A 25439-nucleotide genomic window follows, 5' to 3' on the forward strand; every position below is an offset into this window, starting at 1 on the left:
GCTGGCGCTGGAGCTGGGCAAGCATAAGCAGGCGCTTTACGACCTGTCGTTCAACACCGGGGCCACGCAATCCGACCACCTGATCGATATCGACGGGGGCATCGGCACGATGTTCGTCTTCGCCTCCAAGGGACGGCGGGACATGCCGGACGGGCACGTCTATCTCGATGGCGAACTGGAGCAGCTGAGCCGCACGGGCACGTTCCTCGGTCAGCATATCTGCACGCCGCTGCACGGTGTGGCGGTTCACATCAACGCCTTCAACTTCCCGGTCTGGGGGATGCTGGAAAAGCTCGCCCCGACGCTGCTGGCCGGGGTTCCGGCCATCGTGAAGCCGGCAACCGCTACATGCTATGTCACGGAATTGGCGGTGAAGATCATGCTCGACAGCGGCATCCTGCCCCCGGGCGCACTGCAACTGGTGTCGGGCGGGGTGGGCGACATGCTGGACCGGCTGACCTGCCAGGACGTGGTCAGTTTCACCGGGTCGGCGGCGACGGCGCTTGCACTGCGCGCAAACCCGACCATCCTGTCCAATTCCGTGCGCTTCGTGGCCGAGCAGGACAGCCTCAACGCCTCGATCCTCGGCCCCGACGCAGGGCCGGGAAGCCCCGAGTTCGATCTCTTCGTCAAGGAAGTCAGCCGCGAGATGACGGTGAAAGCGGGCCAGAAATGCACCGCCATTCGCCGGATCATGGTGCCCGAGGGGCGCGAGGGGGCGGTGATCGAGGCCCTGTCGGCGCGCCTGTCCAGGACCGTCATCGGCGATCCACGGGACGAGGCCACGCGAATGGGGGCATTGGTCAGCGCGGGCCAGAAGGCCGATGTGCTGGAAAAAGCTGCCCTGATCGGCTCCGAGGCAGAGCGGGTCTTCGGCGATCCCGACGATTTCGCCATGGCGGGCTCTGATGGCGCCTTCCTGCCGCCGATGCTGTTCCATTGCGCGAGCCCCGACACGGCAGAGCGCGTGCACGATACCGAAGCCTTCGGCCCGGTCAGCACGGTCATGGGCTATCGCGACCTCGGCCATGCGGTTGAGCTGGTGAACCGGGGGCAGGGGAGCCTTGTGGCCTCGCTCATCACCCATGACACCGAGGTCGCGCGCGAGGTGGTGATGGGGGCCGCGGCCTTCCACGGGCGCATCTACATCAACAACCGCGACTCGATGAAGGAAAGCACCGGCCACGGCAGCCCCCTTCCGCACATGGTCCATGGCGGTCCCGGCCGCGCGGGTGGCGGTGAGGAAATGGGCGGGGTGCGCGGCGTCAAGCATTACATGCAGCGCACCGCGATCCAGGGCAGCCCCGAGATGATCTCGGCCATTGGCGGCAAGTGGGTGCCGGGGGCCAGCGAGACCAAGGGCCCGGGCCATCCCTTCACCCGCCGCTTCGGCGAACTTGAGATCGGTGAAACCCTTGTGACCGCGCCGCGCGTGGTCACGCTCGACGATATCGAGCATTTCGCCCATTTCACCGGCGACACATTCTACGCCCACATGGACGAGGAAGCCGCGAAGCGGAACCCGTTCTTCCCGGGCCGGGTCGCGCATGGCTATCTGCTGCTTTCATTCGCGGCGGGGCTCTTCGTGGAGCCGAACGAAGGCCCGGTGCTGGCCAATACCGGGCTCGACGGGTTGCGCTTCATGAAACCGGTCGTGCCGGGCGATGCGATCAAGGTGCGCCTGACCGTTAAGCAGAAGACGAAGCGCAATGACGAGTATGGCGAGGTGCGCTGGCACGTCACGCTGACCAATCAGGATGACGAGATGGTCGCCGAATACGAGCTGCTGACGATGGTGGCCTTCTGAGATTGTGCCGGGCCGCGGGGGGGGCCTATAGTCCGCCCATGGAGGATGCGACCCCCACATACCGCGCGGCGGCCGAGATCCTGACCCGGGGCGAAAGCCACCGGGTCTGGTCTCTCATCGTCACGATCTTCGGCGATCTTGCCCGAGGCCCGGAGGACCGGATCAGCGGCACGGCGCTGTCGCGGCTGGTGGGATTGATGGGGATCAAGCCCGAGGCGATGCGCGTGGCGCTCTTTCGCTTGCGCAAGGATGGCTGGATAGACAGCCAGCGCGAGGGGCGTGGCAGCCTGCACCTTCTGACCCCGTTCGGCAGGGGGCAGAGCGCCGAGGCCAGCCCGCGCATCTACGACCGCGACCGGCATTTTCCGGACACATGGCACTTGCTGATCTCGGGCAGCGGAGAGCAGACCGGGCGCGGGCAGCTCGAAAGCTTCCTGATGACCGGGGATTACCTGACCATCGGCACCCAGGTCGTGATGGGCCCCGGACCCCTGCCGCCTGATCTGCGCGGCCTGGCCGGGGTGGAAACGAACCGCTGGTCCGTGCCAGACTGGGTGCAGGATCAGGTCTGCCCGCCCGAATTAATGGCGCAGTACCGGGCGCTTGAAGATGATCTGGTGCGCATCGAGGCGATCCTTGCCGGGGCAGGGGACCTGCCCACGTTGGAGCGCGTCGCGCTGCGTCTGCTGACAGTGCATTCCTGGCGGCGCATCCTGTTTCGCCACCCGGACCTGCCCGGCAGTTTCTTCCCCGACGGATGGCCGGGGGAAGCGTGCCGGGCACGCTTTTGCAGCCTGATGGAACTGTTGCCGACCGTGTCCCTGCCCGATCTCGAGGCGGCGGCGGTGATTCCCGAATCGGTGTGATGATCGCGGATGTCGGACCACCCGGCCCGAACCTTCGATTCCCGGATGACCGGACGGAAGGCACATATTGTGCATGTCGCAATGCAGATTGCCTAAAGAGCGGCCACTACTTGGGCTTGTGAACTAATTTCCATCCGGGGGGTGGACGCACACGACTTTGGTCGTAGAGTGAAGCCAATGACAGTGGTGTCGTTTTTCGTGCGGTTTCGGTCGCAAGATCGGTCCGGTTTCCGGGTTCGGATGTGAAGAATGACCCAACACCAATAAAGACCCGCACCGACAGGTGCTGGACAACAGGGAAGATAGATGAACGCGAGTTCCGCAGCTGAGAATTTCGTGGTCTTCGACCGCGTGCAGAAGAGTTACGACGGCGAAACGCTGGTCGTGAAAGACCTCAACCTCAGTATCGGAAAGGGCGAATTCCTGACCATGCTCGGCCCCTCGGGCTCCGGCAAGACCACTTGCCTGATGATGCTGGCAGGGTTCGAGACGGCGACCCACGGGGAAATCCTGCTGAACGGTCAGCCGATCAACAACATCCCGCCGCACAAGCGCGGCATTGGCATGGTGTTCCAGAACTACGCGCTGTTCCCGCACATGACGGTTGCCGAAAACCTCGCCTTCCCGCTCCAGGTCCGCAAGATGGGCAAGTCCGAGCAGGAAGCGAAGGTCAAGCGCGCGCTGGACATGGTGCAGATGGGTGCCTTCGGCGGTCGTCGCCCGGCGCAGCTTTCGGGCGGCCAGCAGCAGCGGATCGCGCTGGCGCGCGCGCTGGTGTTCGAACCGGAACTCGTGCTGATGGACGAACCGCTCGGCGCGCTCGACAAGCAGCTGCGCGAGCACATGCAGTTCGAGATCACCAACCTGGCGCATAACCTCGGCATCACGACGGTTTACGTGACCCACGATCAGACCGAGGCGCTGACCATGTCGGACCGCGTGGCCGTGTTCGATGACGGCCGCATTCAGCAGCTGGCCCCGCCGGACGAGCTTTACGAAGCACCGACCAACAGCTTCGTGGCCCAGTTCATCGGCGAGAACAACACGCTGATGGGCACGGTGAAGGAAATGAACAATGGCACCGCCGTGGTGCAGCTCGACGATGGCGAATTGATCGACACCGTGCCGGTGAACGTCGGCAAGGTTGGAGACCGGACCCTCGTTTCCATCCGCCCCGAACGGGTCGAGTTCAACAAGGACCGCCTTCAGCCCGGTGCCCACACGGTCAAGGCCGAGGTGCTGGAATTCATCTACATGGGTGACATCTACCGCACGCGGCTGCGCGTGGCCGGAAACGATGACTTCATCATCAAGACCCGTAACGCCCCCGATCAGCGCCGGCTCGAACCCGGCGAGCAGATCGAAATCGGGTGGCGTCCACAGGATTGCCGGGCGCTCGACGCCTGAGCAAGAGGGCGTGCCCACCGGTCAGGGGCACGATCCACATGAACAAAGAACGACCAACAGAGGAGAGACTCATGAAACTCAAAACAGCTCTTATGCTGACCTCGGGCGCGGTGATGGCCGCTTCCATGGCGCATGCAGAAGGCCACATGGCAAACAGCATGACGCTGGTCAGCTGGGGTGGCGCCTACCAGGCCAGCCAGGTGAACGCCTACTCCGCGCCGTATCAGGCAATGCACGATGGCCTTGAAGTGGTCTGGGACGAAAGCTCGGCAGAAGCCGTGGCCCGTCTGCGCGCCATGAACGAAGCCGGCAACATCACCTGGGACCTCGTCGACGTTGTGGCCGCAGACGCAATGCGCCTCTGCGACGAAGGCCTGGCGATGGAAATCGACCATGACGAGATGCTGGCACCGGCGCCCGATGGCACCCCGGCCTCCGAAGACTTCGGCGACCTGATCGTGTCCGACTGCTTCATCCCGCAGATCGTGTATTCGACCACCTTCGGCTATCGCACCGATGTCGAAGCCTGGGGCGGCAACACCCCCGACGACATCTGTGACGTGTTCGACCTGGAAACCTTCCCGGGCATGCGCTCGCTGGAGCGTCGTCCGATCGGCAACATGGAATGGGCGCTGATGTGCTCTGGCGTCGCCATGGAAGACGTCTATGACGTTCTGGAAACCGAAGAAGGCATCGCGCAGGCATTCGCCATGCTCGACTCCATCGCCGACAGCACCATCTGGTGGTCCGCCGGCGCCGACACCCCGCAGCTGCTGGCTGACGGCGAAGTCGTCTTCGGCTCGACCTACAACGGTCGTCTGTTCAGCCTGATCGAAGAGCAGGGCCAGCCCGTCGCCATGATGTGGGACGCGCAGGTGTTCGACCTCGACGGTTGGATCATCCCCGAAGGCCTGCCGGAAGACCGTCTGGCTCGCGTGCTGGACTTCGTCCGCTACGCAACCGACACGCAGCGTCTGGCTGACCAGGCCCTGTACATCTCCTACGGCCCGGCGCGCGCCTCTTCGGCCCCGCTCGTGGGTCAGCACGCCACCCTCGGCATCGACATGGCTCCGCACATGCCGACCGATCCGGCCAACTCTGCCCGCACCTTCCTGTTCAACTACGAATGGTGGGCCGATTACCGCGACGACATGGACGCCCGTTTCCAGGCGTGGCTGTCGCAGTAAGCTGATACCGGCGGCGGCGCGGGACTGCCCCGCGCCGCTGGCCCATATCATGGCATGAAACACCCGGCGCGGCGGTCCCCTGCGGCCCGCCCCGCCCCTCACCAGGAGCGTCAGGGGGACAGATGCCCAAGGGATATATCATCGGACACATCACCGTGACGGACCCGGAAGCCTACCCGGAATACGTCCGCCGTGACACGCCGATCCTTCAGAACCTGGGCGCGAAATTCATCGTGCGTGGCGGCAAGTCGGAGGTGCCCGAGGGCGAGACCTTCGAACGGCACGTCGTGATCGAATTCCCGAGCTTCGAGGCCGCAAAGGCCGCCTATTACGATCCAGAATATCAGGAAGTGGCCGAGATCCGCCGTGCATCCGCGGACAGCGTCATCATCCTTGTGGAAGGCCACGAATGACCGACTCTACGGCAGATACCCAGTCCGGCCCGGTGCTGGCCGCCGACGGACGCCCGCTCAAGGCGAGCCTCAACAGGGCGCTGCGTGCGCAGAAGATCCGGGCGCTGATGCTGATCGCGCCGCTGCTTCTGTTCATCATCATTACCTTCATCGCGCCGATCGCGGACATGCTGTTCCGCTCGGTCGAGAACCAGATCGTGCGCGATACGCTGCCGCGCCTGGTGGCCGCGATGGAGGAGACCTGGGACAATCACGAGGAAGCGCCCGGCGAAGACGTCTATGCCGCGCTTTACTACGACATCTTCGAAGCCGCCGAGTTTCGGATTCATACCCGGGTCGGCAGCCGTCTGAATTACGAGATGACCGGGATCGCGTCGCTGTTCCGGCAATCGGGACGGGGCGTGGGCCGGTTCGACACCGACATCTACACGGACCAGTTCACCGAGCTCGACCCGGCCTGGGCAGACTATGCAACCTGGTCGGAGCTAATGGATGACGCCGCCGTGCGCGCGGCCCTGCCGGAACTGGCCAGCGCCTTCGACAGCTGGATCAACATCACGGTCAATGCCAATGACGACGATCCCGCCGAAGAAGACATCGAGGATTTCGTCTACACCGCGCTCTATCGCGATCTGACGGCCAATGGCTATAGCGGCTCGAACGCGCTGCTGTCGGCGGCAGCAGGGGCCGTGGGCGGCTTCGAGTCCGTTTCGATCCGCGACCAGTTCGCCGACATCGACGAGGACTGGCTGAACCCGGAGATTTTCGAAACCATCCTCGTCTATTCGCCGACCTACACCCCCGGCTATTTCCTGACCGCGGTGGACATGCAGCTCAGCGCCGATGGGATCACGTCCCAACCCGAGGATCGCCAGATCTATGTCACGCTCTTTGGCCGGACGCTCTTCATGTCCATGGTCATCATGGGAAGCTGCGTTCTGCTGGGATACCCGATCGCCTTCCTGCTGGCCAACCTGCCGATGCGCACCTCGAACCTGCTGATGATCCTGGTGCTGCTGCCGTTCTGGACCTCGCTTCTTGTGCGGACATCGGCCTGGAAGGTGCTTCTGCAACAACAGGGCGTGATCAATGACGTTCTGGTCTGGGCCGGTTTCGTCGCCAATGACGCGCGCTTGCAACTGATCAACAACCAGACGGGCACGATCATCGCGATGACGCATATCCTGCTGCCCTTCATGATCCTGCCGCTCTACTCGGTGATGCAGACCATTCCGCCCACTTACGTGCGCGCGGCCAAATCGCTTGGCGCAACCGACTGGACGGCGTTCTGGCGGGTCTATTTCCCGCAATCGGTGCCGGGCATCGGCGCGGGCTGTATCCTCGTCTTCATCCTGGCCATCGGCTACTACATCACGCCCGAACTGGTCGGGGGGCGCACGGGGACGTTCATCTCGAACCGGATCGCCTATCACATCTCGTCGTCGCTGAACTGGGGCCTGGCGGCCGCGCTCGGCTCCATCCTTCTGGCGGTCGTGCTGATCCTCTACTGGGTCTACGACAAGATCGTCGGCATCGATAACGTGAAGCTGGGGTAAAGATCATGAGCAGCCTTCCTCCCTATGCCTCCACGGGCCAGAAAGCCTGGTTCTACGGCTTCCGCGTGTTGTGCGGCCTGATCTTCTTCTTCCTGATCGCGCCCATCATCATCATCATCCCGCTGAGCTTCAACGCCGAGGATTTCTTCACCTTTACGCCCGGCATGCTGGCGCTGGACCCCGAGGCCTACAGCCTCGATCACTACCGGGATTTCTTCTACAATCCCAACTGGCAGCAGCCACTGTGGAACTCGATCCGCATCGCGCCTGCGGCAACCGTGTTGTCGGTCGCGCTCGGCACCCTGGCGGCAATCGGGCTTAGCCAGAGCCACGTGCCCTTCAAAGGGGCGATCATGGCGATCCTGATTTCGCCGATGATCGTGCCGCTGATCATCTCGGCCGCCGGCATGTATTTCTTCTATAGCCGCATCGGGCTTCAGGGGACTTACCTGGGCGTTGTGCTGGCCCATGCGGCGCTCGGCATTCCCTTCGTGATCATTACCGTGACCGCGACCCTGGTGGGCTTCGACAAGTCGCTGACGCGGGCCTCGGCCAGCCTCGGCGCGGACCCGGTGACGACATTCTTCAAGGTGCAGATGCCACTCATTCTGCCTGGCGTGATCTCGGGCGGTCTCTTTGCCTTCATCACCTCGTTTGACGAGGTGGTCGTGGTGCTCTTCGTGGGCTCCGCCGGGCAGAAAACGCTGCCCTGGCAGATGTTCACGGGGCTTCGCGAACAGATCAGTCCCACCATCCTGGCCGCGGCCACGATCCTGGTGGCGATCTCGATCCTGCTTCTGACCGTGGTGGAACTGCTGAGACGCAGGTCCGAACGGCTGCGCGGGATGAGCCCGGGATAAGAAACACGAGGCGGCCCTGCGGGGCCGCTTTTCGGTTCGCCGCCTTCGGCGTCGACCGGGGAACGCGCCTCGTCGCCCCCCGCTTGCGCGGGGACCTCCTCGGCGCGTGCTGCCGCGGCAGGATTGCAGCGGTGGCACGCCACATGCCCCTTCGGCCCTTGCGGCAAGGGGGGGATGCCTCCGGCGGGAGTATTTCGGCAAGGAGAAGATCAGTAGGCGGTGACGCCCCCGTCGACGGCGATAGCCTGCCCGGTCATGTAGCTGTTCGCTGGATCGAGAAGGGCCATCATCGCGGCGACCATTTCAGCCGGAGAGCCAAGCCGTTTCATGGGCGAGGCGCCGGCGAGGAAATCCTGCATGTCGGCCATGCCGCTTTCGGTGACCATCGGGGTGGGGCTGTAGAAGGGGCAGATCGCGTTCACGCGGATATTGTGGCGCGCCTCTTCGATCGCGGCGGTCCGTGTCAACCCGACCACGGCATGTTTGGCGGCGGCATAGGCGGCGAGCTTGGGGGCCGCCCCGAGCCCTGCCACCGAGGCCACGTTCAGGATCACCCCGCCCCGGTCGCGCATGAGCGGGATCTGGTGCTTTAGGCCGAAGAAGGTTCCCTTGGCATTCACCGCGTGGATGAGGTCGAACTCGTCCTCGCGGATCTCGGTCAGGCGCTTCATCGGGCCCGCGATCCCGGCATTGTTGACGGCAATGTCGAGCTGGCCGAACTGTTCGATGGCAAGATCGCAGAGCGCCTTCACGCGATCCTCCCTTGTCACGTCGCAGCGCATATAGGTGGCGAGGTGGCCGCGCGCCACGTGGCGCAGCCCCCACTTGTTGCGGTCCCCCATGACGAGGCGCGCGCCTTCGGCAGCAAGTGCCTCGGCCAGCAGCTTGCCGAAACCGCCGGCGGCCCCGGTGACGAGGGCGACCTTGCCCTCGAAGCGCCCGCTCATATGGTCAGTCCGCCATCGACGACCAGCAACTCGCCCGTCGTGTAGCTGGCGGCGTCCGAGACGAGGTAGAGCACCGCCCCCGCCATTTCCGAAGGTTCGGCCGGGCGCTTCATGGGCAGGCGGGCCATGATCTCGTTATAGTGGCTTTCACTGTCCAGAAGCGCGCCTGCGAATTTCGTCCGGGTCCAGCCCGGGGCCAGCGCGTTGACGCGAATGCCGAACTGGGCGCATTCCTTGGCGAAGGCGCGGGTCATGTTCACCACCGCCGCCTTGGTGATGGAATAGGTGCCCTGCATGTCGCCCGGCTCCAGCGCATTGACCGAGGCCGTGTTGACGATGGCCCCCTTGCCCTGGTCGCGCATGATCTTGCCGGCCTCGACCGACATGAAGAAATAACCGCGGATATTGACGTCGAGCGTCTTTTCGAAGGTCGAGAGGTCCGTATCGAGGATATGGCCAAAATAGGGGTTGGTGGCGGCGTTGTTGACAAGGATGTCGAGCCGCCCATGGGTCGCCCTGATATGGTCGAAGATGGCGGTGATCTGGTCCATGTCGCCGATGTGGCAGGGGAAGGCCTCGGCGCTGCTGCCAGCGGCCCGGATCGCTTCGGCCACCGCGCTGCATCCGTCGACCTTGCGGCTCGACACGATGACATGGGCCCCGTGTTCGGCCAGGATCTTCGCAATCTCCTCGCCGATGCCACGGCTGGCGCCGGTCACGAGGGCCACGCGGCCGGACAGATCGAAAAGCGGGTGGGGGCTGAGGGTCATGGGATGGCCTTTCCTTGGTCTCTGAGCGGCAGGCTAGGCCGGGCAGGGGGAAAGGCAAGGGGAATCCGGCGCTTGCGGGAAATGACACCACGTCCCGGTTGACAAGGCATGGGGCGGGCCGGATCGTGCGCGCGAAACATGATGGGAGGACAGAGCTCGTGGATTTCGAACCGACGCCGAAAATGCGTGAAATGCAGGCGCGCCTGACCGAGTTCATGGACGCGCATATCTATCCGGCCGAGCCGGTTTTCGCGCGTCATTTCGAGTCCACGGACACGCCTTTCCGCACACCGGATTTCTACGAAGACCTCAAGGCCAAGGCCCGTGCGGCGGGCCTGTGGAACCTGTTCCGTCCCAAGGCCCATGGCGGGGACCTGTCCAACCTGGAATACGCGCCGCTGGCCGAGATCATGGGCCGGGTGTGGTGGGCTCCCGAGATATTCAACTGCAACGCGCCGGACACGGGCAATATGGAAACCCTGATGCTCTACGGCAGCGAGGCGCAGAAGGCGCGTTGGCTGACGCCCTTGCTGGCGGGCGAGATCCGGTCGGGCTTCGCGATGACGGAGCCTGACGTCGCCTCCTCCGATGCCACCAACATCCGCACCGAGATCCGCCGGGATGGCGACGGCTACGTGGTGAACGGGCGCAAGTGGTACACGACCGGCGGCATGCGTGAAAGCTGTGCCATCTTCATCGTCATGGGCAAGTCGGACCCCGATAACGCGGACCGTCACAAGCAACAGAGCATGATCCTGGTGCCGCGAGATGCGCCCGGCGTGAAGATCCTGCGCCATGTCACGACACTTGGCTATGCCGACGCGCCCTTTGGTGAGGCCGAGATCGAATTCGACAATGTCCGGGTTCCCGCGGAAAACCTGCTCCTGGGGGAGGGCCGGGGCTTCGAGATCGCGCAAGGCAGGCTTGGGCCGGGGCGCATTCACCACTGCATGCGCCTTGTCGGCGCCGCGCAGCGGGCGCTGGAGCTGATGATGGAGCGGGTCGAGGAACGCGAGACCTTCGGACGCAAGCTCAGCCAGCACCAGTCGGTGCGCGAGGATATCGCCAAGAGCTGGTGTGAGATCGAACAGGCCCGCCTGTTGACGCTGAAGGCCGCGGCCAAGATCGACCGCGAGGGGGCGAAGTCGGCGAAAGACCTGATTGCCGCGATCAAGATCGTGGCCCCGATGATGGCGCAGACCGTGATCGACCGGTCGATCCAGATTCACGGGGGCAAAGGGCTGACCCAGGATCTGCCGCTTGCGGAATTGTTCAACTACGCCAGGCAGATACGCTTTGCCGACGGGCCTGACCAGGTGCATATGATGGCGCTTGGGCGACAGCTGGTCCGGGCCCATCACGAGGGAAACAAAGGGCCGGTCTGATGGACGAGGCACAGATTGCGCGACTTGGTCCCTACCTGGAGGCGCATGTTCCGGGGTTCAGGGGGCTGCGCGCGGCCGAGAAGTTTTCCGACGGGCAGTCGAACCCGACCTTCCGCCTGCGGGCTGAGAGCGGCAGCTATGTTCTGCGCCGAAAACCACCCGGGGAGCTTCTGAAATCGGCACATGCGGTGGACCGCGAATACCGGGTGTTGTCTGCGCTGGCCCAAACCGACGTGCCGGTGGCGCGCGCGCTGCATCTGTGTGCCGATGACGGCGTGATTGGCTCGATGTTCTACGTGATGGAATTCGTGGAAGGCCGCGTGTTCTGGGACCCGTCCCTGCCGGGTTTGGAGCCGCAGGACCGGGCGGCGATCTACGACCAGATGAACCTGGCGCTTGCCGCCATTCACACCGTGAACCTGGAGGCCGTCGGCTTGTCAGATTTCGGTCGGACTGGCAGCTATTACGAGCGTCAATACGCAACCTGGGTGCGCCAGTATCGGGCGACGGAAACCGGGGCGATCCCGGCGATGGAGCGGATCATCGACTGGCTCGGGGCCAACATGGTGCCAGATGACGGGCGGGTGTCGCTGGTACATGGCGATTACCGGCTGGACAACGTGATGTTCGCGCCCGATGCGCCCAGGCTGATCGCGGTGATGGATTGGGAACTGTCCACGCTTGGCCATCCACTGGCAGACCTCGCCTATCAATGCATGCTGTGGCGCATGCCCCCGGGGCCGGTTCTGAGCGGTCTGCAGGGCGTCGATCGCAAGGCCCTCGGTTTGCCGACCGAGGAAGACTACGTGGCGCGATACTGTGCGCGGGCAGGGATTGCCGGGATCGAGAACTGGGATTTCTACCTGGTGTTCGGCCTGTTTCGGCTGGCAGCCATCGTTCAGGGCGTGAAATTCCGCGGTTTGCAGGGCAATGCGTCCTCTGACAGGGCGTTGCAGGTGGGCGCGCTAGCGGCGCCTCTGGCCGAGAAAGCCTGCGATATCCTCGACGGGCATGGCTGAGCGACGTCTCTAAGTCACTGAAATCAGATTCATTTTGGGAATCCAACGAGTTGAGGAACGACTCTCGAGTCCGACTCGAATTGCTGTATAGATTCTCTTTTTTCGACCTTCCCCGCGTGATCTGCGCAGATGCGGGGAAGGCCGAATTTTGATCAAATAAATCGTGTGTGGCAGGTCAGTCTCTAACCCTTTGATTTATTGCTGAATGATGGGAAGCGCGTCATCTCGGCCGCCACTGTCCAGTCCATGTGATTGCGCACGAACTCGTTCGCGGCATCCCTGGAGGGCTGATAGTCCCAACTGGTCAGGGAACCCGTTTCCATCGCCAGGTGAACCGGCCCCCGACGTTTCTGGCTGGCCAGAACCGCCGTATGAATGGCGTTTTCGTCCCATTTCTCGGAAATACGGGATTCGAATTCTTCAATAAGTGTCCCAAATCGTGGATCTGTGGCCAGGTTGTTCCGTTCAAACGGATCGGCGGAAATATCAAACAACTGAGGGGGATCCGCGCGGCAATGGATATATTTCCACTGTCCCCGGCGGATCATGAAGATCGGGTCACTTGCACATTCAGCACAATATTCCCCAAGTACCTCTCCGTCCTCGGGCTTATCCACAGCCCCCTGCAGCAACGGCCAGATCGAGCGCCCGTCCAGTTCCATCGCCGGTTCCGGCGCGTCCTGGCCAGTTGAAGACGCGATATCGAGGAAGGTTGGCAGGATATCGAGCAGGCTGACAGGTTCGCCCACCTGCCTGTTTTCAATGCCCGGCCCCGCAATAATCATAGGGATTCGAGCGGAATGCTCGAAGAAGCTCATCTTGTACCAAAGCCCCCGTTCGCCCAGCATATCACCATGGTCGGAGGTCACGATGACGATCGTATTCTCCAACTGCCCGGATTCCTCCAATACCTTCACGATTTCGCCGACCTTGGAGTCGAAATAGGACGTGTTGGCGTAATAGCCGTGACGCGCATTGCGGATCTCCTGTTCGGTCACCGGCTGCGCATCCGCCCCGATGCCGTGATGCACGCGGCGGGTGTGGGGGTCGTCGGTCAGCCCGGTCCGGGGCATGTCGATGTCATCGTCGGAATAGAGGTTCCAGAATTCCGGCCGCGGCACGTAGGGGTCGTGCGGATGGATAAGGCTGACCACCATGGCGAAGGGCTGCGTTCCCCGCATCGCGTATTCCAGGATACGGCGGCGGGCGAGGAAGGTCGCCTCTTCATCATATTCGATCTGGAAAGTGGTCGCGGCAGGCCCGGCTTCGATGACCGAGTCCATGTTGTGATACCACTTGTCGATCCGCTCATGCGGATTGGTCCAGTCGGGCGTCCAGGCGTGGTCGGCGGGATAGACATCGGTGGTGAGACGTTCCTCGAACCCGTGCAACTGGTCCGGTCCCACGAAATGCATCTTGCCCGACAGGCAGGTCCGGTAGCCCATCATGCGCAGGTAGTGGGCGAATGTTGGGATCGAGGCAGGAAACTCGGCGGCATTGTCATAGGCCCCGATCTTCGACACCAGTTGCCCGGTCATGAAGCTTGCCCGCGACGGGGCACAAAGCGGTGAGTTGCAGTAGGCCGCGTCGAAGCGGGTGCCGCGCGCGGCCAGCGCATCCATGTTGGGCGTCTTGACCACCGGATGGCCATAGGTGCCGGTGAACTGCGGCGCCAACTGATCTGCCATGATCAGGACGATATTGGGCGGGGTGGTCATGCGGAGCTCCTTCTGCGGGGGCGTGATGCGCCGAAAAAACCGGCGCGTCCCTGTCGTTGCCCAATCTGGCTGCGGACCGGGTTTTGCACTGGCTTCAAAGCGACAGGTTTTTTCCAAAATTCACATCGCACATGTCGCAAACGGTGGAAGCGGTGTCGAATTTTGGTTTTCCAGCGGGTCATCCCGTGCAAGACTGCCCTCATGGACTCGGCGCGCGGCCTTCCCATTCCGGCAAATCCGGACACAGAATTTCGAATTTTTCGAATGGGTAACCGCAGTACTTGCAGGGTCCACGCAGATGTTTCGACTGTGAAGACGGGAGATACAGAAACGCCAGACTCTTTCGCCCCCCGAATCCCATCGGGGCGCACCGGAAGACGAAGCCGCAGGCAGCCCTGTCAGGTCCGTCCTGCAAGGCGCGGCTTCGAAAAAGAAATCGAGACCCAAGGGAACTCGACAAAAATCATGACAACAGCGGAGAACAAACATGATGAAGACCCCTCTTTTCTCGGGTGACGTGAGCCGCCGCGGCGTCCTCAAGGGCGCGTCGGCAATCGGTGGCGCTGCCCTGATCGGGCCGATGGGGGCCAAGATGGCCCACGCGACCCCGACCCGGGGTGGCACGCTGCGCATCGCGCAGGCGCACGGCTCCACGACCGACTCAATGGATCCGGGTTCGTGGGAAAACGACTTCACCATCCTGCAGGCCCACACCCGCAACAACTACCTGACCGAGATCGCGACCGACGGCTCGCTGGTCCCCGAACTGGCGGAAAGCTGGGAAGCCTCGGCCGACGCGTCGGTCTGGACCTTCACCATCCGCTCGGGCGTGCAGTTCCATTCGGGCCACGTGCTGACCGCCGAGGACGTCGTTGCCTCGCTGCGCCATCACATGGGCGAAGATTCCACCTCGGCCGCGGCGCCGATCGTGGCCCCGATCACCGACATGCGCGTTGACGGCATGAACGTGGTCTTCACCCTTGCAGAAGGCAATGCCGACTTCCCGTTCGTGCTGGCGGACTACCACCTGCCGATGCTGCCCTCGCGCGATGGTGAAATCGACCCGATGACCATGGACGGCTGCGGCCCCTACAAGATCGAGGAAATGGAATTCGGCGTCGGCGCCCGCTACAGCCGTCACGATGGCTATTGGAAGTCCGATGTCGCATGGTTCGACGCGGTCGAGCAGATCGTGATCCACGACGCGGCAGCCCGCCAGAACGCGCTGATCTCGGGCGAAGTCGATTACATCGACTCGGCTGACCTCAACACCGTGCACCTGCTTCAGCGCGCGCCCGGTGTCGTGGTTCTGTCCGTGACCGGCACCCAGCACTACGGTCTGCCGATGGACACCCGCGCCGCGCCCTTCAGCGACGTGAACGTGCGCCTGGCGCTGAAATACGCCATCGACCGTCAGCAGCTGGTCGACACGATCCTGAACGGCTTCGGCGCGGTCGGTAACGACCACCCGATCGGCTCGGGTCAGCGTTTCTTCAACGCCGATCTCGAACAGAAGGCCTACGATCCGGATCGGGCCCGCTATCACCTGCAACAGGCCGGCATGGACAGCCTCGACGTGGATATCCACCTGGCCGATGCAGCCTTCGCGGGGGCGGTCGACGCGGGCGTTCTCTACGCGGAAACCGCGGCAGCAGGCGGTATCAACCTCAACGTGGTGCGTGAACCCAATGACGGCTACTGGTCCAACGTCTGGATGCAGCTTCCGTTCTGCGGCACCTACTGGGGCGGCCGTCCGACCGAAGACCTGATGTTCTCGACCGCTTACGCGGCAGGGGCACCCTGGAACGAGACCTACTGGAGCCACGACCGCTTCAACGAGTTGCTCGTCACCGCCCGTGCGGAACTGAACGAAGATCTGCGTCGCGAGATGTATTACGAGATGCAGCAGCTCTGCTCGGACGAAGGCGGCATCATCATCCCGATGTTCGCAGCCTATGTGGGTGCGCACAGCGATGCGCTCGCCCATGGCGAGCAGGTGGCATCCAACTGGCGCAATGACGGTCATCGTATCGCTGAACGCTGGTGGTTCGCCTGATCCACGCAATCATCCCCCGGCCGCTGAAGGCCGGGGGATTCCTGTCCTTGGGGCGCATGCCGTGCGGGGGAGGCGCGGCCTGAAGGGGGACTCATGTCTCATATATGGATAATGATCGCGAAGCGTCTGGCCCTTGGCCTGCTTACGCTCTTCATCGTGTCACTTCTTATTTTCCTCGCGACCGAGCTTCTGCCGGGCGACTTCGCCGAGGAATTCCTGGGCCAGGCCGCAACGCCTGAGACCGTTGCCGCCATCCGGCGCGAACTCGGCCTCGATCTGCCCATGCACACGCGCTACATCGAATGGCTGACCGGTGTGCTTCAGGGCGATTTCGGCAATTCGCTGTCGAACCGGCGCCCGGTGGTCGATCTCATCGGGTCGCGCTTTGAAAACACGCTGTTCCTGGCGCTCTACGCCGCCGCCATCGCGGTGCCGCTGTCGCTGATGCTGGGGATCCTGGCGGCGCTGTTCCGCAATTCGATCTTCGATCGCAGCGCCAACGCCTCGGCGCTGACCTCGATTTCCTTCCCCGAGTTCTTCGTGGCCTACATCCTGATCTTCCTGCTGGCAGGGCGTGGCGGGTGGTTCCCGTCGATGGCCAATTTCCGGGGTGATCCGGATTTCCTCGAAGTCCTGCACCGGACCTTCCTGCCGGCCTTTACGCTGACACTGGTGGTGACCGCGCACATGATGCGCATGACGCGGGCCGCGATCATCAACCTGCTGGCGTCGCCTTACATCGAGATGGCGCGGCTGAAGGGCATGAAGCCGATGAGGATCATCGTGCGCCACGCGCTGCCCAATGCGCTGGCCCCGATCATCAACGTGATCGCGCTGAACCTGGCCTACCTGATCACCGGGGTGGTCGTGGTCGAGGTGGTCTTCGTCTACCCGGGCCTCGGGCAACTGATGGTCGACAGCGTGGCCGCGCGCGACATGCCCGTCGTGCAGGGCGTCGCACTGATCTTCGCGGCGGCCTATGTGCTGCTCAACCTCACGGCGGACGTGTTGGCGACCCTGTCCAACCCGCGCCTCGTGCATCGTCGCTGAGGAGGATCGGACATGGGTTTTCTGACAGCCGTTTTCTGGTTCTTCGTCGTCATCTTCGCCTGCCTCGCGGCGGGGTGGCTGTTCCGCACGGCGGCGATCGCGGTTACGCCGTCCGCCGTCAAGAAAGAGCTGCGCACCGCCCCGCTGACTGCTTCTTTCGGGATGCTGGTGATCATCCTCTATATTGTCGTGGCGGTCTTCGCCCCGCTGATCGCGCCCTTCCCGGAGCGTGCGGTGCTGGGGGCAGAGTATCTGCCTTGGGATGACGTGCATCTTCTGGGCACGGATAACCTGGGGCGCGACATGCTCTCGCGTCTCATATTCGGTGCGCGCAATACCGTGGGCATTGCCTTCGTGACCACGGCCCTGGCCTTCCTCATCGGGTCGGTTCTGGGTCTGCTCGCGGCAACGGTCGGCGGCTGGCTCGACCAGGTGATGAGCCGAGCGGTTGATGTGCTGATGGCCATTCCGGCGCTCATTTTCTCGCTTCTTCTGCTGACCATCTTCGGCACCTCGGTCATCACCCTGATCCTCGTGATCGCGGTCATCGACTCCACCCGGGTGTTCCGGCTGGCGCGCTCGGTCGCGCTCAATATCGTGGTGATGGACTACATCGAGGCCGCGAAGTTGAGGGGCGAGGGGCTCTGGCGCCTGATCACGCGGGAAATCCTGCCCAATGCGATGGCGCCGCTGGTCGCGGAATTTGGCCTGCGCTTTTGCTTCGTCTTCCTGTCCATCTCGGCGCTCAGCTTCCTGGGCCTTGGCCTGCAACCGCCGATGGCGGACTGGGGGTCCATGGTGAAGGAAAACGCAACGCTGATCGCGTTTGGCGATATCACCCCGCTGCTGCCTGCGGGCGCGATCGCGCTCCTGACCGTCAGCGTGAACTTCGTCGTCGACTGGCAGCTGCACCGCGCCAGCGGGCTGAAGGAGTAAGGACATGAGTGACCAGAGCAACAGCAACGGAAAACCGGTCCTGCTGACCATGAAGGGCCTGCGCATCGAGGGCCGGGCGGATGAAACCTGGAACGAGATTGTGCATGGCATCGACCTGACGCTGCACAAGGGCGAGGTTCTTGGCCTGATCGGGGAATCGGGCGCGGGCAAATCCACTGTGGGTCTTGCCGCCATGGGCTTTACCCGCGACGGATGCCGGATTTCGGGGGGAGAGATCGTCTTTGACGGGATCGACCTGATGCAGGCCAGCGAGAGCACCAAGCGCAACCTGCGCGGAAAGCGCATCGCCTATGTTGCACAGTCGGCCGCGGCCAGCTTCAACCCCGCTCACAAGCTGATGGACCAGTATTGCGAGGCACCGGTGCAGCATGGCGTGATGGGCCGGTCCGAGGCGGAAAGCGACGCGGTGGACCTCTATCGCCGCATGCAGTTGCCGGACCCCGACAATATCGGGTTCCGCTATCCGCACCAGGTGTCGGGCGGCCAGTTGCAGCGGGCGATGACGGCCATGGCCATGGCCTGCCGCCCCGACCTGATCATCTTCGACGAACCGACCACGGCGCTGGACGTGACCACGCAGATCGAGGTCCTGGCCGCGATCCGCAATATCGTGGAGCAATTCGACACGGCTGCGATCTACATCACCCACGATCTCGCGGTCGTGGCGCAGATGGCGGACCGGATCAAGGTGCTGCTCAAGGGCGACGAGGTCGAGGAATCGGACACAAGGTCAATGCTGGCGGATCCGAAAGAGGACTATACCAAATCGCTCTGGGCCGTGCGCAGCCATGCCCGCCCTGAACAGGCGCCCGTGTCCGAAGGCAAGACGCCCGTCGTCTCGGTGCAGGCGATCACCGCCGGATATGGCAGCGTCGATGTGCTCAAGAACGTGAATTTCGACATTCACGAGCGGCGCACCGTGGCCGTCGTGGGTGAATCCGGGTCGGGCAAGTCGACGACCGCACGCGTGATCACCGGGCTATTGCCGCCGCGACAGGGGCAGATTCTCTTCGATGGCAAGGCGCTGCCGCCGGATTATCGCAAGCGCAGCCGCGAACAGCTGCGACAGGCGCAGATGATCTACCAGATGGCCGATACCGCCCTGAACCCCAAGCTGCGCATCCGCGAGCTGATCGGGCGACCGGCACAGATGTATCTGGGCCTTCAGGGCAAGCAACTCGATGAGCGCATCCGCGAGCTTCTGAACCTGATCGAGCTGGAGCCGAACGATTATATCGACCGGCTGCCTTCCGAGCTGTCGGGCGGCCAGAAGCAACGGATCGGGATTGCCCGGGCGCTCGCAGCCGAACCCAAGTTCATTATCTGTGACGAGGTGACCTCCGCGCTCGACCAGCTGGTCGCGGAAGGCATCCTCAAGCTCTTGGACAAACTGCAATCGGAGTTCGACCTGGCCTATATGTTCATCACCCATGACCTTGCCACAGTGAAGGCGATTGCCGACGAAGTGGTGGTGATGAAAGAGGGCCGGGTGGTCGAGCAAGGCCCCAAATCCGAGATGTTCCAGCCGCCGCACGATCCCTATACGGAACTGCTGCTTTCCTCGGTGCCCGAGATGGATCCTGACTGGCTGAGCGACCTCTTGAAGGCCCGTGCAGCAGGCTGAAAAGCCAATGGACTCTTGCAAAAGTGCCGGTTCGCCCCTGCTTGGGGCGGGCCGGTTCGCCCTTTAAAAGGCGGTTCCAGTCATATTTCGGTGGAAATCCCTGCCCGGGCGATGTGAAATAGCGCCTAGACTAACCGCATAATCAACAAGACCACGACAGGGAGACGACCCATGAAATCCGTACTTCTTTCCGGCCTTTCGGTGCTGGCGCTGACCGGCGCTGCCGCGGCGGCCGATCTTGGCGACACCAGCGCGCCTATCCGGCTTGCGATCAACGAATGGACCGGCCAGCACCTGTCCACGCATGTTGCGGGGCAGATCCTGGAGCAAGCAGGCTACACCGTCGAATACGTCACCGCGGGTTACTACAACATGTATCCTGCAATCGGTGAGGGCGAGATTCACGCGGCTCTCGAAGTGTGGGAATCGAACGTTCCGGATCTCTACTACGAAGTGCTCGATACCGGCGCGATCGCCGAGATTGGCGATCTTGGCCTCGTGGCCCGCGAGGGCTTTGCCTACCCCGCGCATGTGGCCGAGCTCTGCCCCGGCCTGCCCGCGTGGGAAGCGCTGATGGATTGCGCGATGCAGTTCGCCACCGCCGAGACGCTGCCGCAGGGCCGCCTGGTGGATTACCCGGCTGACTGGGGCACCCCCGGCGCCGATCGCGTGGCTGGCCTTGAACTGCCCTTCCGTGCGGTTCCCGCAGGTTCCGAAGGGGCGCTGATCGCGGAACTGCGCGCCTCGACCGAGCGCGGCACCCCGCTTCTGATGGTGTTCTGGCAGCCGCATTGGGCCATCGCGGAATACGACGTGACCTTCGTCGATCTGCCCGCAGGCACGCCCGAGTGCTACGAAGACCCGGCATGGGGCACCAACCCCAACGCGACCTCGGATTGTGACTTCCTGCCCTCGCGCATCTTCAAGGTGGCATGGTCGGGCCTCGCCGAGCAGTGGCCTGCCGCTGCCGAGATCCTGGCGGCCTACCAGTTGCTGACCGAAGACCAGCAGCCGATGATGGGCATGGTCGACAACGACGGCCAGCCGGTCGAAGAGGTCGCCGCCGCCTATATCGCGGAGCACGCCGACGAAGTGGCCGCCATCATCGCAGCCGCGACGGAGTAATCCGGCATATGTCCACAGGTGCATCGAACGGCACCCCGGCGATTGCCGTCGAGGCGCTGTGGCAGGTGTTCGGCCCGGATGCCGAACGCCAACTGAAACAGGCTTTGGGGGCGGGAAAACCCGCCCCCGAGGCCGCCGACGCCCTGCGCGCGGCAGGTCTGATCCCCGCCGTGCAGGACGCCAGTTTCGAGGTTAAGGAAGGCGAGCTTTTCGTGATCATGGGCCTGTCGGGTTCCGGCAAGTCGACCATGATCCGCTGCATCTCGCGGCTGGTGGAGCCGACCGGCGGTTCGGTCCAGATCGACGGCGAAGATATCCTGACCGCCAGCCCCAAGCGGCTGATCGAGCTTCGGCGCGAGAAGCTGGGAATGGTGTTCCAGCACTTTGGCCTCTTCCCCCATATGACCGTGGCCGAGAACGTGGCCTTCCCGCTGAAAATGCTGGGAAAATCAAAGGCCGAGCGGCGCGCGCGGGCCTTGGAAGTGATCGAGATGGTGGGGCTTTCCGGGCGCGAGGACGCGTTCCCCCGCGAGCTGTCTGGCGGCCAGAAGCAGCGTGTCGGGATTGCCCGGTCGCTCGCGGCCAATCCCGATATCTGGTTCCTCGACGAACCCTTCTCGGCGCTTGATCCGCTGATCCGTCGGCAGTTGCAAGACGAGTTCCTGAAAATCCAGTCGACGCTGAACAAGACCATCGTCTTCATCACCCATGATATCTCCGAGGCGCTGAAACTGGCTGACCGGATCGCGATCATGCGCGATGGACAGATCGTCCAGATCGGCACCCCGGCCCAGATCGTCCTGAACCCTGTCGATGATTACGTGCGCGAGTTTTCCCGCGACGTGGCCAAGGGCCGCCATGCGCGCCTGGGAAGCGTTCTGCAAACCGGCAATACGCCCGAGATGCCCGATGATCCCAAGCTGCGGATCGACATGACGCTGGAAGAGGCGCTGGCCTCGTGCATGTCGCTGTATCAGCCGGTGCCGGTCTGGGGCCGCGACGGGCAAATGGCCGGTTACGTCCATCCCGCCGACCTTGCTTCGGCTCTACAGGTGGAAACCGAATGAGCGATGCAAGCCTGCCCCTTCCGGGCCTTGCCGCCCGGCTCAGCCCCGGAACGCGCGCCGCACTGGTCACGCTGCTGGTGGGGGCGATCTGCCTTCTGTTCGAGCGGCAGGTCAGCTGGCTTCCGGGCTGGCCCTCGGCCTGGGTGATGCCGATCACGGAATGGATCGACACCTCGCTGGAATGGGTTTTCGGCCTGATCCGCCCGGCGGTGCGCCTCTTCTCGGCGGCGCTGGAATACCCGATGGTGGCGGTGAACTGGCTTTTAGTCAGCACGCCCTGGCCGCTGATCATGGGCGCGACGGTGGCACTTGGATGGTATGCGGGCGGGCTGTCGCTGGCGGCCATGAGCGCCGTGGGCCTCGGTTTCGTGCTGATCTCGGGCTACTGGGTCGAGGGCATGAACACGCTGGCGCTTGTTTTCGTCTCGGTGCCGCTGGCGCTCATCCTGGGCCTGCTGATCGGGGTCTGGGCCAATGAAAGCGCGCGGGCGCGGCCCTGGATCGAGGCCACGCTCGACCTGATGCAGACGGTGCCGACCTTCGCCTATCTCACGCCGCTTCTGCTGCTCTTCGGCTTCGGGCCGGTGGTGGGGCTCATTGCCTCGGCGATCTATGCCGCGCCGCCAATGGCGCGCAACACGCTGCTTGGCCTGCAACGGGTGGAATCCGAGGTGAAAGAGGCCGGCATCATGGCCGGCGCCACGCGGGTTCAGCAACTGGTGCAGGTGGAAATTCCCGCTGGCGCCACGCAGATCATGATCGGGGTGAACCAGGCCCTGATGGCGGCGCTTTCCATGGTCATCATCGCGGCCGTCATCGGCGGCTTCGACGATATCGGGTGGGAAGTCCTGCTGACCATGCGCCAGGCCAATTTCGGGCAAAGCCTGCTGGCGGGCCTCGTGATCGTGGTCTTTGCCATAATCATCGACCGGATATCGGCCCGCATGGCCACGACGCGCGACCGTCACGACATGCGCGTGGCCTGGGCTATCCTGGCCATTGCGCTGGCGCTTTCCGTCGTGGCCTGGACGATGCTGCCCGAACCCGGCGACATGGCGCTTCTGGCCCCCACGGTCGAGGCCGTGGACGGGGCGCTGACCCAGTTCACCCGAAGCGCCGGTGCAACGCTCGACGCGGTCAAGAACAACGCGATGTTCTATGGCCTGCTTCCCCTGCGGATCGGGCTGGATGGGGCGGTGCTGCCCTTCACCTGGGGCTTCAGCTGGACGTCGGCCATGTCGCTGACGCTCTTTGCCATATCCGGTGGCCTCGGACTGGTGCTGGCGCTTTCGGGGCGCGTGGCGGCGGGGCTCTGTGTGCCGATTGCCGCGATCATCCTGGAAACCGGCGTGGCCGAGCTGCCCTGGCCCTTCGTCCTGGTGGGCGTTGGCGCACTGGCCTGGGTCGCGGGCGGCTGGAAGCTGACGCGTCTAGCGTTGATCCTGCTTCTGCTCATCGCGCTGACGGGGCTTTGGCCTCGGGCGCTGCTGTCGCTTTATCTTTGCGGGGCAGCGGTGATTGCCTGCGCGGTCATCGGTGGGCTTCTGGGCCTGCTGTCGGCGGTCTCGGCCACCGCATGGGCCGTGATCCGGCCGATCTGCGACATGTTGCAGACGATCCCGCTATTCGTCTTCCTGATCCCGGTGCTGATGTTCTTCCAGATCGGAGAGTTCTCGGCCTTCCTTGCGATCATCGCCTACGCCATCGTGCCGATGATCCGCTACACGAGGCACGGGCTGGTCACGACGCCGCCTGAACTGCTGGAGGCGGCGATTTCCTCGGGGGCGACGGGATCGCAGATCATGCGCGAGGTGCGTGCGCCCTATGCCGCGCCCACGATCCTTCTGGGGCTGAACCAGACCATCCTTTATGCTTTCGCCATGCTGGTCATCACCGCGCTTATCGGCACCACCGGGCTTGGCCAGTCGATCTATATCGCTCTGGGTTCCGCCGATGTGGGGCTTGGCATCTCGGCGGGTGCGGCCATGGCCATCCTGGCCTTGATCGCAGACCGTATCGTGCAGGGCTTTGCCGAGGACCGCCGCAAGGCGCTTGGCCTATGAACGACGACTTCATCCCAAAAGGGGTGGCGCATGTGGATCTGCCCCCCGGTCAGACGACCGAGTTGATCAGCTTCCTGATGCTGCCCAAGCTGTCGATGCTGGCCTTTACCTCGGCCATCGAGCCGCTGCGCATCGCCAACCAGTTGACCGGGCAGAAGCTCTATTCCTGGCAGACGATCAGCCAGGACGGCAAGCCGGTGCGCGCCTCGAACGGGATCGAGATCGGCGCGACCTCTGCGCTGGACGACGCGAAGATACCGGGGCCGCTTTACGTCTGTTCCGGGGTCGAACCAGATACGGTCGTGACCGACAAGGTGGCTGGCCTCGTGCGGCGGCACTGGCGGATGGGGCACCAGGTGGGGGGGCTGTGCACCGGGGCCTATGCGCTCGCACGTGCGGGCATCCTGAAGGGCCGCGACTTCACCTTGCACTGGGAAAACATGCCGCCCTTCCGTGAAAGCTTCCCCGACCTTGAACCGCTGGACCAGCTTTACGCCATCGACGAGCGCATCGTGACCTGCGGCGGCGGGTCCTCGGCCACCGACCTGATGCTGAGACTGATTTCCGAACGTTTCGGCCCGATCCTGTCGCACTCGGTGCTGAACATGTGCCTGCACCCGGTGCACCGTTCGGAAGAGGAGGCGCAGCAAAGCTCGCGCGCGGCCTCGATCGGCACGCGTAACCGCAAGCTCCTGCAGATCCTGCGCTACATGGAAGAGAATATCGAAGAGCTCTTCTCGCTCGATGATCTGGCGGACCGGTTCAAGGTCTCACGCCGCCAGATCGAGCGGCTCTTCCTGACCCATGTGAAGGCCACGCCCAAGCAATACCTCACTGACCTGCGTTTGCGCCGGGGACGCATGCTGCTGGCGGAAACGGATATGAAAGTGGCCGATATCGCCAGTTCCTGCGGGTTTGAATCGACCAACCATTTTTCGCGCCGGTTCCGCGAGAAATACGGCGTTTCCCCCCACAAGTTCCAGTCGGCGGGGCGGGGCTAGGACTTCTGCACCACGTCCCACAGCGCCCGCGCCATGACAAGCGGGATGGTCGGCCCCGTGGCCGTGCCCACCACCAGGTCGTCATCGGAGGCAGACGATTTGCGCAGGGAACAACGCCAGTGGCCATTGGGCTCCGAGGCTTCCCCCGTCAGATGAATCTGCCAGCCCGGCAGGCAGCGCGCCAAAAGGTGCATGACCGCTTCGGTGGGTTCGGCCAGCACTTCGGGATGGGCAGGTGCGTCGGGGAAAACCCGGCCCGCCGCGGCGCAGATCTCGGCCAGCAGATCGGCTTCCAGTGTGGCGGCTGCGGACAGGCGGTCGGCAAGGGAAGAACTCATCGGGCGCTCCTTCATCAGTGTTGACCCGGTTGTCGCGTAGCCCGCGCAATACAACCATGACCTGTATCAAGGAGCCCCCGCTCGCGGTGCGTTAGCGTCCCCTCGAACCGGCGCCATTTGCGCATGAGGAGGATGAGATGACCGCAAGCACCCCCAACGTGATCGGATTCGAAGAATTGCGCCGCGCCGACGTGGCGCTGGTTGGCGGCAAGAACAGCAGCCT

General features: G+C 63.6%; 21 protein-coding genes. 17 read left to right on the plus strand and 4 right to left on the minus strand.

Annotated elements, in window-relative coordinates; translation table 11 throughout:
* The 7 genes from paaZ to ACEQXV_RS07395 all read left to right on the plus strand — a co-directional run.
* A partial coding sequence (paaZ, locus tag ACEQXV_RS07365) for a phenylacetic acid degradation bifunctional protein PaaZ (protein ID WP_370268538.1) occupies positions 1-1807 on the plus strand: 1807 nt, incomplete at its 5' end.
* Positions 1808-1845: 38 nt separating this feature from the next.
* Positions 1846-2673 carry a PaaX family transcriptional regulator C-terminal domain-containing protein gene (locus ACEQXV_RS07370; protein WP_370253740.1) on the plus strand — a complete coding sequence of 276 codons (828 nt, stop codon included), beginning with the start codon at positions 1846-1848 and terminating at the stop codon, positions 2671-2673.
* A 306-nt stretch (positions 2674-2979) separates the two neighbouring features.
* A complete protein-coding gene (locus ACEQXV_RS07375) occupies positions 2980-4080 on the plus strand; it encodes an ABC transporter ATP-binding protein (protein WP_370253741.1) in 1101 nt (366 codons plus the stop codon).
* Between the two features lie 71 nt (positions 4081-4151).
* Positions 4152-5267: an extracellular solute-binding protein gene (locus ACEQXV_RS07380; protein ID WP_370253742.1), complete on the plus strand. Its 1116-nt coding sequence runs from the start codon at positions 4152-4154 to the stop codon at positions 5265-5267.
* A gap of 122 nt (positions 5268-5389) precedes the next feature.
* The gene (locus ACEQXV_RS07385; protein ID WP_370253744.1) at positions 5390-5680 is read left to right on the plus strand and encodes a DUF1330 domain-containing protein; all 291 of its coding nucleotides are present in this window, start codon (positions 5390-5392) and stop codon (positions 5678-5680) included.
* On the plus strand, positions 5677-7236 hold the full coding sequence (locus ACEQXV_RS07390; protein ID WP_370253745.1) for an ABC transporter permease: 1560 nt from the start codon (positions 5677-5679) through the stop codon (positions 7234-7236). Before ACEQXV_RS07385 ends, ACEQXV_RS07390 begins: the two co-directional genes overlap by 4 nt.
* Positions 7237-7241: 5 nt before the next feature.
* Positions 7242-8096 carry an ABC transporter permease gene (locus ACEQXV_RS07395; protein ID WP_370253746.1) on the plus strand — a complete coding sequence of 285 codons (855 nt, stop codon included), beginning with the start codon at positions 7242-7244 and terminating at the stop codon, positions 8094-8096.
* A gap of 209 nt (positions 8097-8305) precedes the next feature.
* Here the strand turns inward: ACEQXV_RS07395 and ACEQXV_RS07400 are convergent, their stop codons facing one another.
* Positions 8306-9043, minus strand: a complete 738-nt coding sequence (locus ACEQXV_RS07400; RefSeq protein ID WP_370253748.1) for an SDR family NAD(P)-dependent oxidoreductase — start codon at positions 9041-9043, stop codon at positions 8306-8308.
* Positions 9040-9813: an SDR family oxidoreductase gene (locus ACEQXV_RS07405; RefSeq protein ID WP_370253749.1), complete on the minus strand. Its 774-nt coding sequence runs from the start codon at positions 9811-9813 to the stop codon at positions 9040-9042. The genes ACEQXV_RS07400 and ACEQXV_RS07405 overlap by 4 nt, the downstream gene beginning before the upstream one ends.
* 158 nt (positions 9814-9971) lie before the next feature.
* Between ACEQXV_RS07405 and ACEQXV_RS07410 the strand changes: the two genes are divergently transcribed.
* Both ACEQXV_RS07410 and ACEQXV_RS07415 read left to right on the plus strand, forming a co-directional pair.
* A complete protein-coding gene (locus ACEQXV_RS07410) occupies positions 9972-11198 on the plus strand; it encodes an acyl-CoA dehydrogenase family protein (RefSeq protein WP_370268539.1) in 1227 nt (408 codons plus the stop codon).
* Positions 11198-12217, plus strand: coding sequence for a phosphotransferase family protein (locus ACEQXV_RS07415; RefSeq protein ID WP_370268541.1), 1020 nt, complete (start codon positions 11198-11200; stop codon positions 12215-12217). Before ACEQXV_RS07410 ends, ACEQXV_RS07415 begins: the two co-directional genes overlap by 1 nt.
* 182 nt (positions 12218-12399) lie before the next feature.
* Here ACEQXV_RS07415 and betC read toward each other — a convergent pair whose 3' ends face one another.
* Positions 12400-13935: a choline-sulfatase gene (gene betC / locus ACEQXV_RS07420; RefSeq protein WP_370268542.1), complete on the minus strand. Its 1536-nt coding sequence runs from the start codon at positions 13933-13935 to the stop codon at positions 12400-12402.
* 487 nt (positions 13936-14422) lie between these two features.
* Here betC and ACEQXV_RS07425 point away from each other — a divergent pair, with 487 nt between their 5' ends.
* From ACEQXV_RS07425 to ACEQXV_RS07460, 8 genes are all read left to right on the plus strand, one after another.
* On the plus strand, positions 14423-15991 hold the full coding sequence (locus ACEQXV_RS07425) for an ABC transporter substrate-binding protein (protein ID WP_370253754.1): 1569 nt from the start codon (positions 14423-14425) through the stop codon (positions 15989-15991).
* 93 nt (positions 15992-16084) lie between these two features.
* A complete protein-coding gene (locus ACEQXV_RS07430) occupies positions 16085-17041 on the plus strand; it encodes an ABC transporter permease (protein ID WP_370253756.1) in 957 nt (318 codons plus the stop codon).
* Between the two features lie 12 nt (positions 17042-17053).
* Complete coding sequence (locus ACEQXV_RS07435; protein WP_370268545.1) at positions 17054-17977, plus strand: ABC transporter permease; 924 nt, start codon at positions 17054-17056, stop codon at positions 17975-17977.
* Between the two features lie 4 nt (positions 17978-17981).
* The gene (locus tag ACEQXV_RS07440) at positions 17982-19622 is read left to right on the plus strand and encodes an ABC transporter ATP-binding protein (protein WP_370253759.1); all 1641 of its coding nucleotides are present in this window, start codon (positions 17982-17984) and stop codon (positions 19620-19622) included.
* A gap of 171 nt (positions 19623-19793) precedes the next feature.
* Positions 19794-20747 carry an ABC transporter substrate-binding protein gene (locus tag ACEQXV_RS07445; RefSeq protein WP_370253761.1) on the plus strand — a complete coding sequence of 318 codons (954 nt, stop codon included), beginning with the start codon at positions 19794-19796 and terminating at the stop codon, positions 20745-20747.
* Positions 20748-20755: 8 nt separating this feature from the next.
* A complete protein-coding gene (locus tag ACEQXV_RS07450) occupies positions 20756-21814 on the plus strand; it encodes a glycine betaine/L-proline ABC transporter ATP-binding protein (protein ID WP_370268546.1) in 1059 nt (352 codons plus the stop codon).
* On the plus strand, positions 21811-23877 hold the full coding sequence (locus tag ACEQXV_RS07455; RefSeq protein ID WP_370268547.1) for an ABC transporter permease: 2067 nt from the start codon (positions 21811-21813) through the stop codon (positions 23875-23877). The genes ACEQXV_RS07450 and ACEQXV_RS07455 overlap by 4 nt, the downstream gene beginning before the upstream one ends.
* Positions 23874-24878 (plus strand): GlxA family transcriptional regulator, encoded by a 1005-nt coding sequence (locus tag ACEQXV_RS07460; RefSeq protein WP_370268548.1) that lies wholly within the window; start codon positions 23874-23876, stop codon positions 24876-24878. The genes ACEQXV_RS07455 and ACEQXV_RS07460 overlap by 4 nt, the downstream gene beginning before the upstream one ends.
* Here ACEQXV_RS07460 and ACEQXV_RS07465 read toward each other — a convergent pair.
* Positions 24875-25216, minus strand: coding sequence for a hypothetical protein (locus ACEQXV_RS07465; protein WP_370254408.1), 342 nt, complete (start codon positions 25214-25216; stop codon positions 24875-24877). The two genes, ACEQXV_RS07460 and ACEQXV_RS07465, sit on opposite strands and share 4 nt — an antisense overlap.
* Positions 25217-25439 lie beyond the last annotated feature (223 nt).

It is taken from the genome of Nioella sp. (genome assembly GCF_964229645.1).
In the GTDB taxonomy this organism is placed as follows: domain Bacteria; phylum Pseudomonadota; class Alphaproteobacteria; order Rhodobacterales; family Rhodobacteraceae; genus Nioella.

Coding starts and splice junctions, on each gene's coding strand:
- ACEQXV_RS07445 (WP_370253761.1), top strand. CDS start 19,794: ATGAAATCCGTACTTCTTTCCGGCCTTTCGGTGCTGGCGCTGACCGGC.
- ACEQXV_RS07425 (WP_370253754.1), top strand. CDS start 14,423: ATGATGAAGACCCCTCTTTTCTCGGGTGACGTGAGCCGCCGCGGCGTC.
- ACEQXV_RS07405 (WP_370253749.1), bottom strand. CDS start 9,813: ATGACCCTCAGCCCCCACCCGCTTTTCGATCTGTCCGGCCGCGTGGCC.
- ACEQXV_RS07380 (WP_370253742.1), top strand. CDS start 4,152: ATGAAACTCAAAACAGCTCTTATGCTGACCTCGGGCGCGGTGATGGCC.
- ACEQXV_RS07390 (WP_370253745.1), top strand. CDS start 5,677: ATGACCGACTCTACGGCAGATACCCAGTCCGGCCCGGTGCTGGCCGCC.
- ACEQXV_RS07465 (WP_370254408.1), bottom strand. CDS start 25,216: ATGAGTTCTTCCCTTGCCGACCGCCTGTCCGCAGCCGCCACACTGGAA.
- ACEQXV_RS07395 (WP_370253746.1), top strand. CDS start 7,242: ATGAGCAGCCTTCCTCCCTATGCCTCCACGGGCCAGAAAGCCTGGTTC.
- betC (WP_370268542.1), bottom strand. CDS start 13,935: ATGACCACCCCGCCCAATATCGTCCTGATCATGGCAGATCAGTTGGCG.
- ACEQXV_RS07375 (WP_370253741.1), top strand. CDS start 2,980: ATGAACGCGAGTTCCGCAGCTGAGAATTTCGTGGTCTTCGACCGCGTG.
- ACEQXV_RS07430 (WP_370253756.1), top strand. CDS start 16,085: ATGTCTCATATATGGATAATGATCGCGAAGCGTCTGGCCCTTGGCCTG.
- ACEQXV_RS07460 (WP_370268548.1), top strand. CDS start 23,874: ATGAACGACGACTTCATCCCAAAAGGGGTGGCGCATGTGGATCTGCCC.
- ACEQXV_RS07450 (WP_370268546.1), top strand. CDS start 20,756: ATGTCCACAGGTGCATCGAACGGCACCCCGGCGATTGCCGTCGAGGCG.
- ACEQXV_RS07440 (WP_370253759.1), top strand. CDS start 17,982: ATGAGTGACCAGAGCAACAGCAACGGAAAACCGGTCCTGCTGACCATG.
- ACEQXV_RS07455 (WP_370268547.1), top strand. CDS start 21,811: ATGAGCGATGCAAGCCTGCCCCTTCCGGGCCTTGCCGCCCGGCTCAGC.
- ACEQXV_RS07415 (WP_370268541.1), top strand. CDS start 11,198: ATGGACGAGGCACAGATTGCGCGACTTGGTCCCTACCTGGAGGCGCAT.
- ACEQXV_RS07435 (WP_370268545.1), top strand. CDS start 17,054: ATGGGTTTTCTGACAGCCGTTTTCTGGTTCTTCGTCGTCATCTTCGCC.
- ACEQXV_RS07400 (WP_370253748.1), bottom strand. CDS start 9,043: ATGAGCGGGCGCTTCGAGGGCAAGGTCGCCCTCGTCACCGGGGCCGCC.
- ACEQXV_RS07370 (WP_370253740.1), top strand. CDS start 1,846: ATGGAGGATGCGACCCCCACATACCGCGCGGCGGCCGAGATCCTGACC.
- ACEQXV_RS07385 (WP_370253744.1), top strand. CDS start 5,390: ATGCCCAAGGGATATATCATCGGACACATCACCGTGACGGACCCGGAA.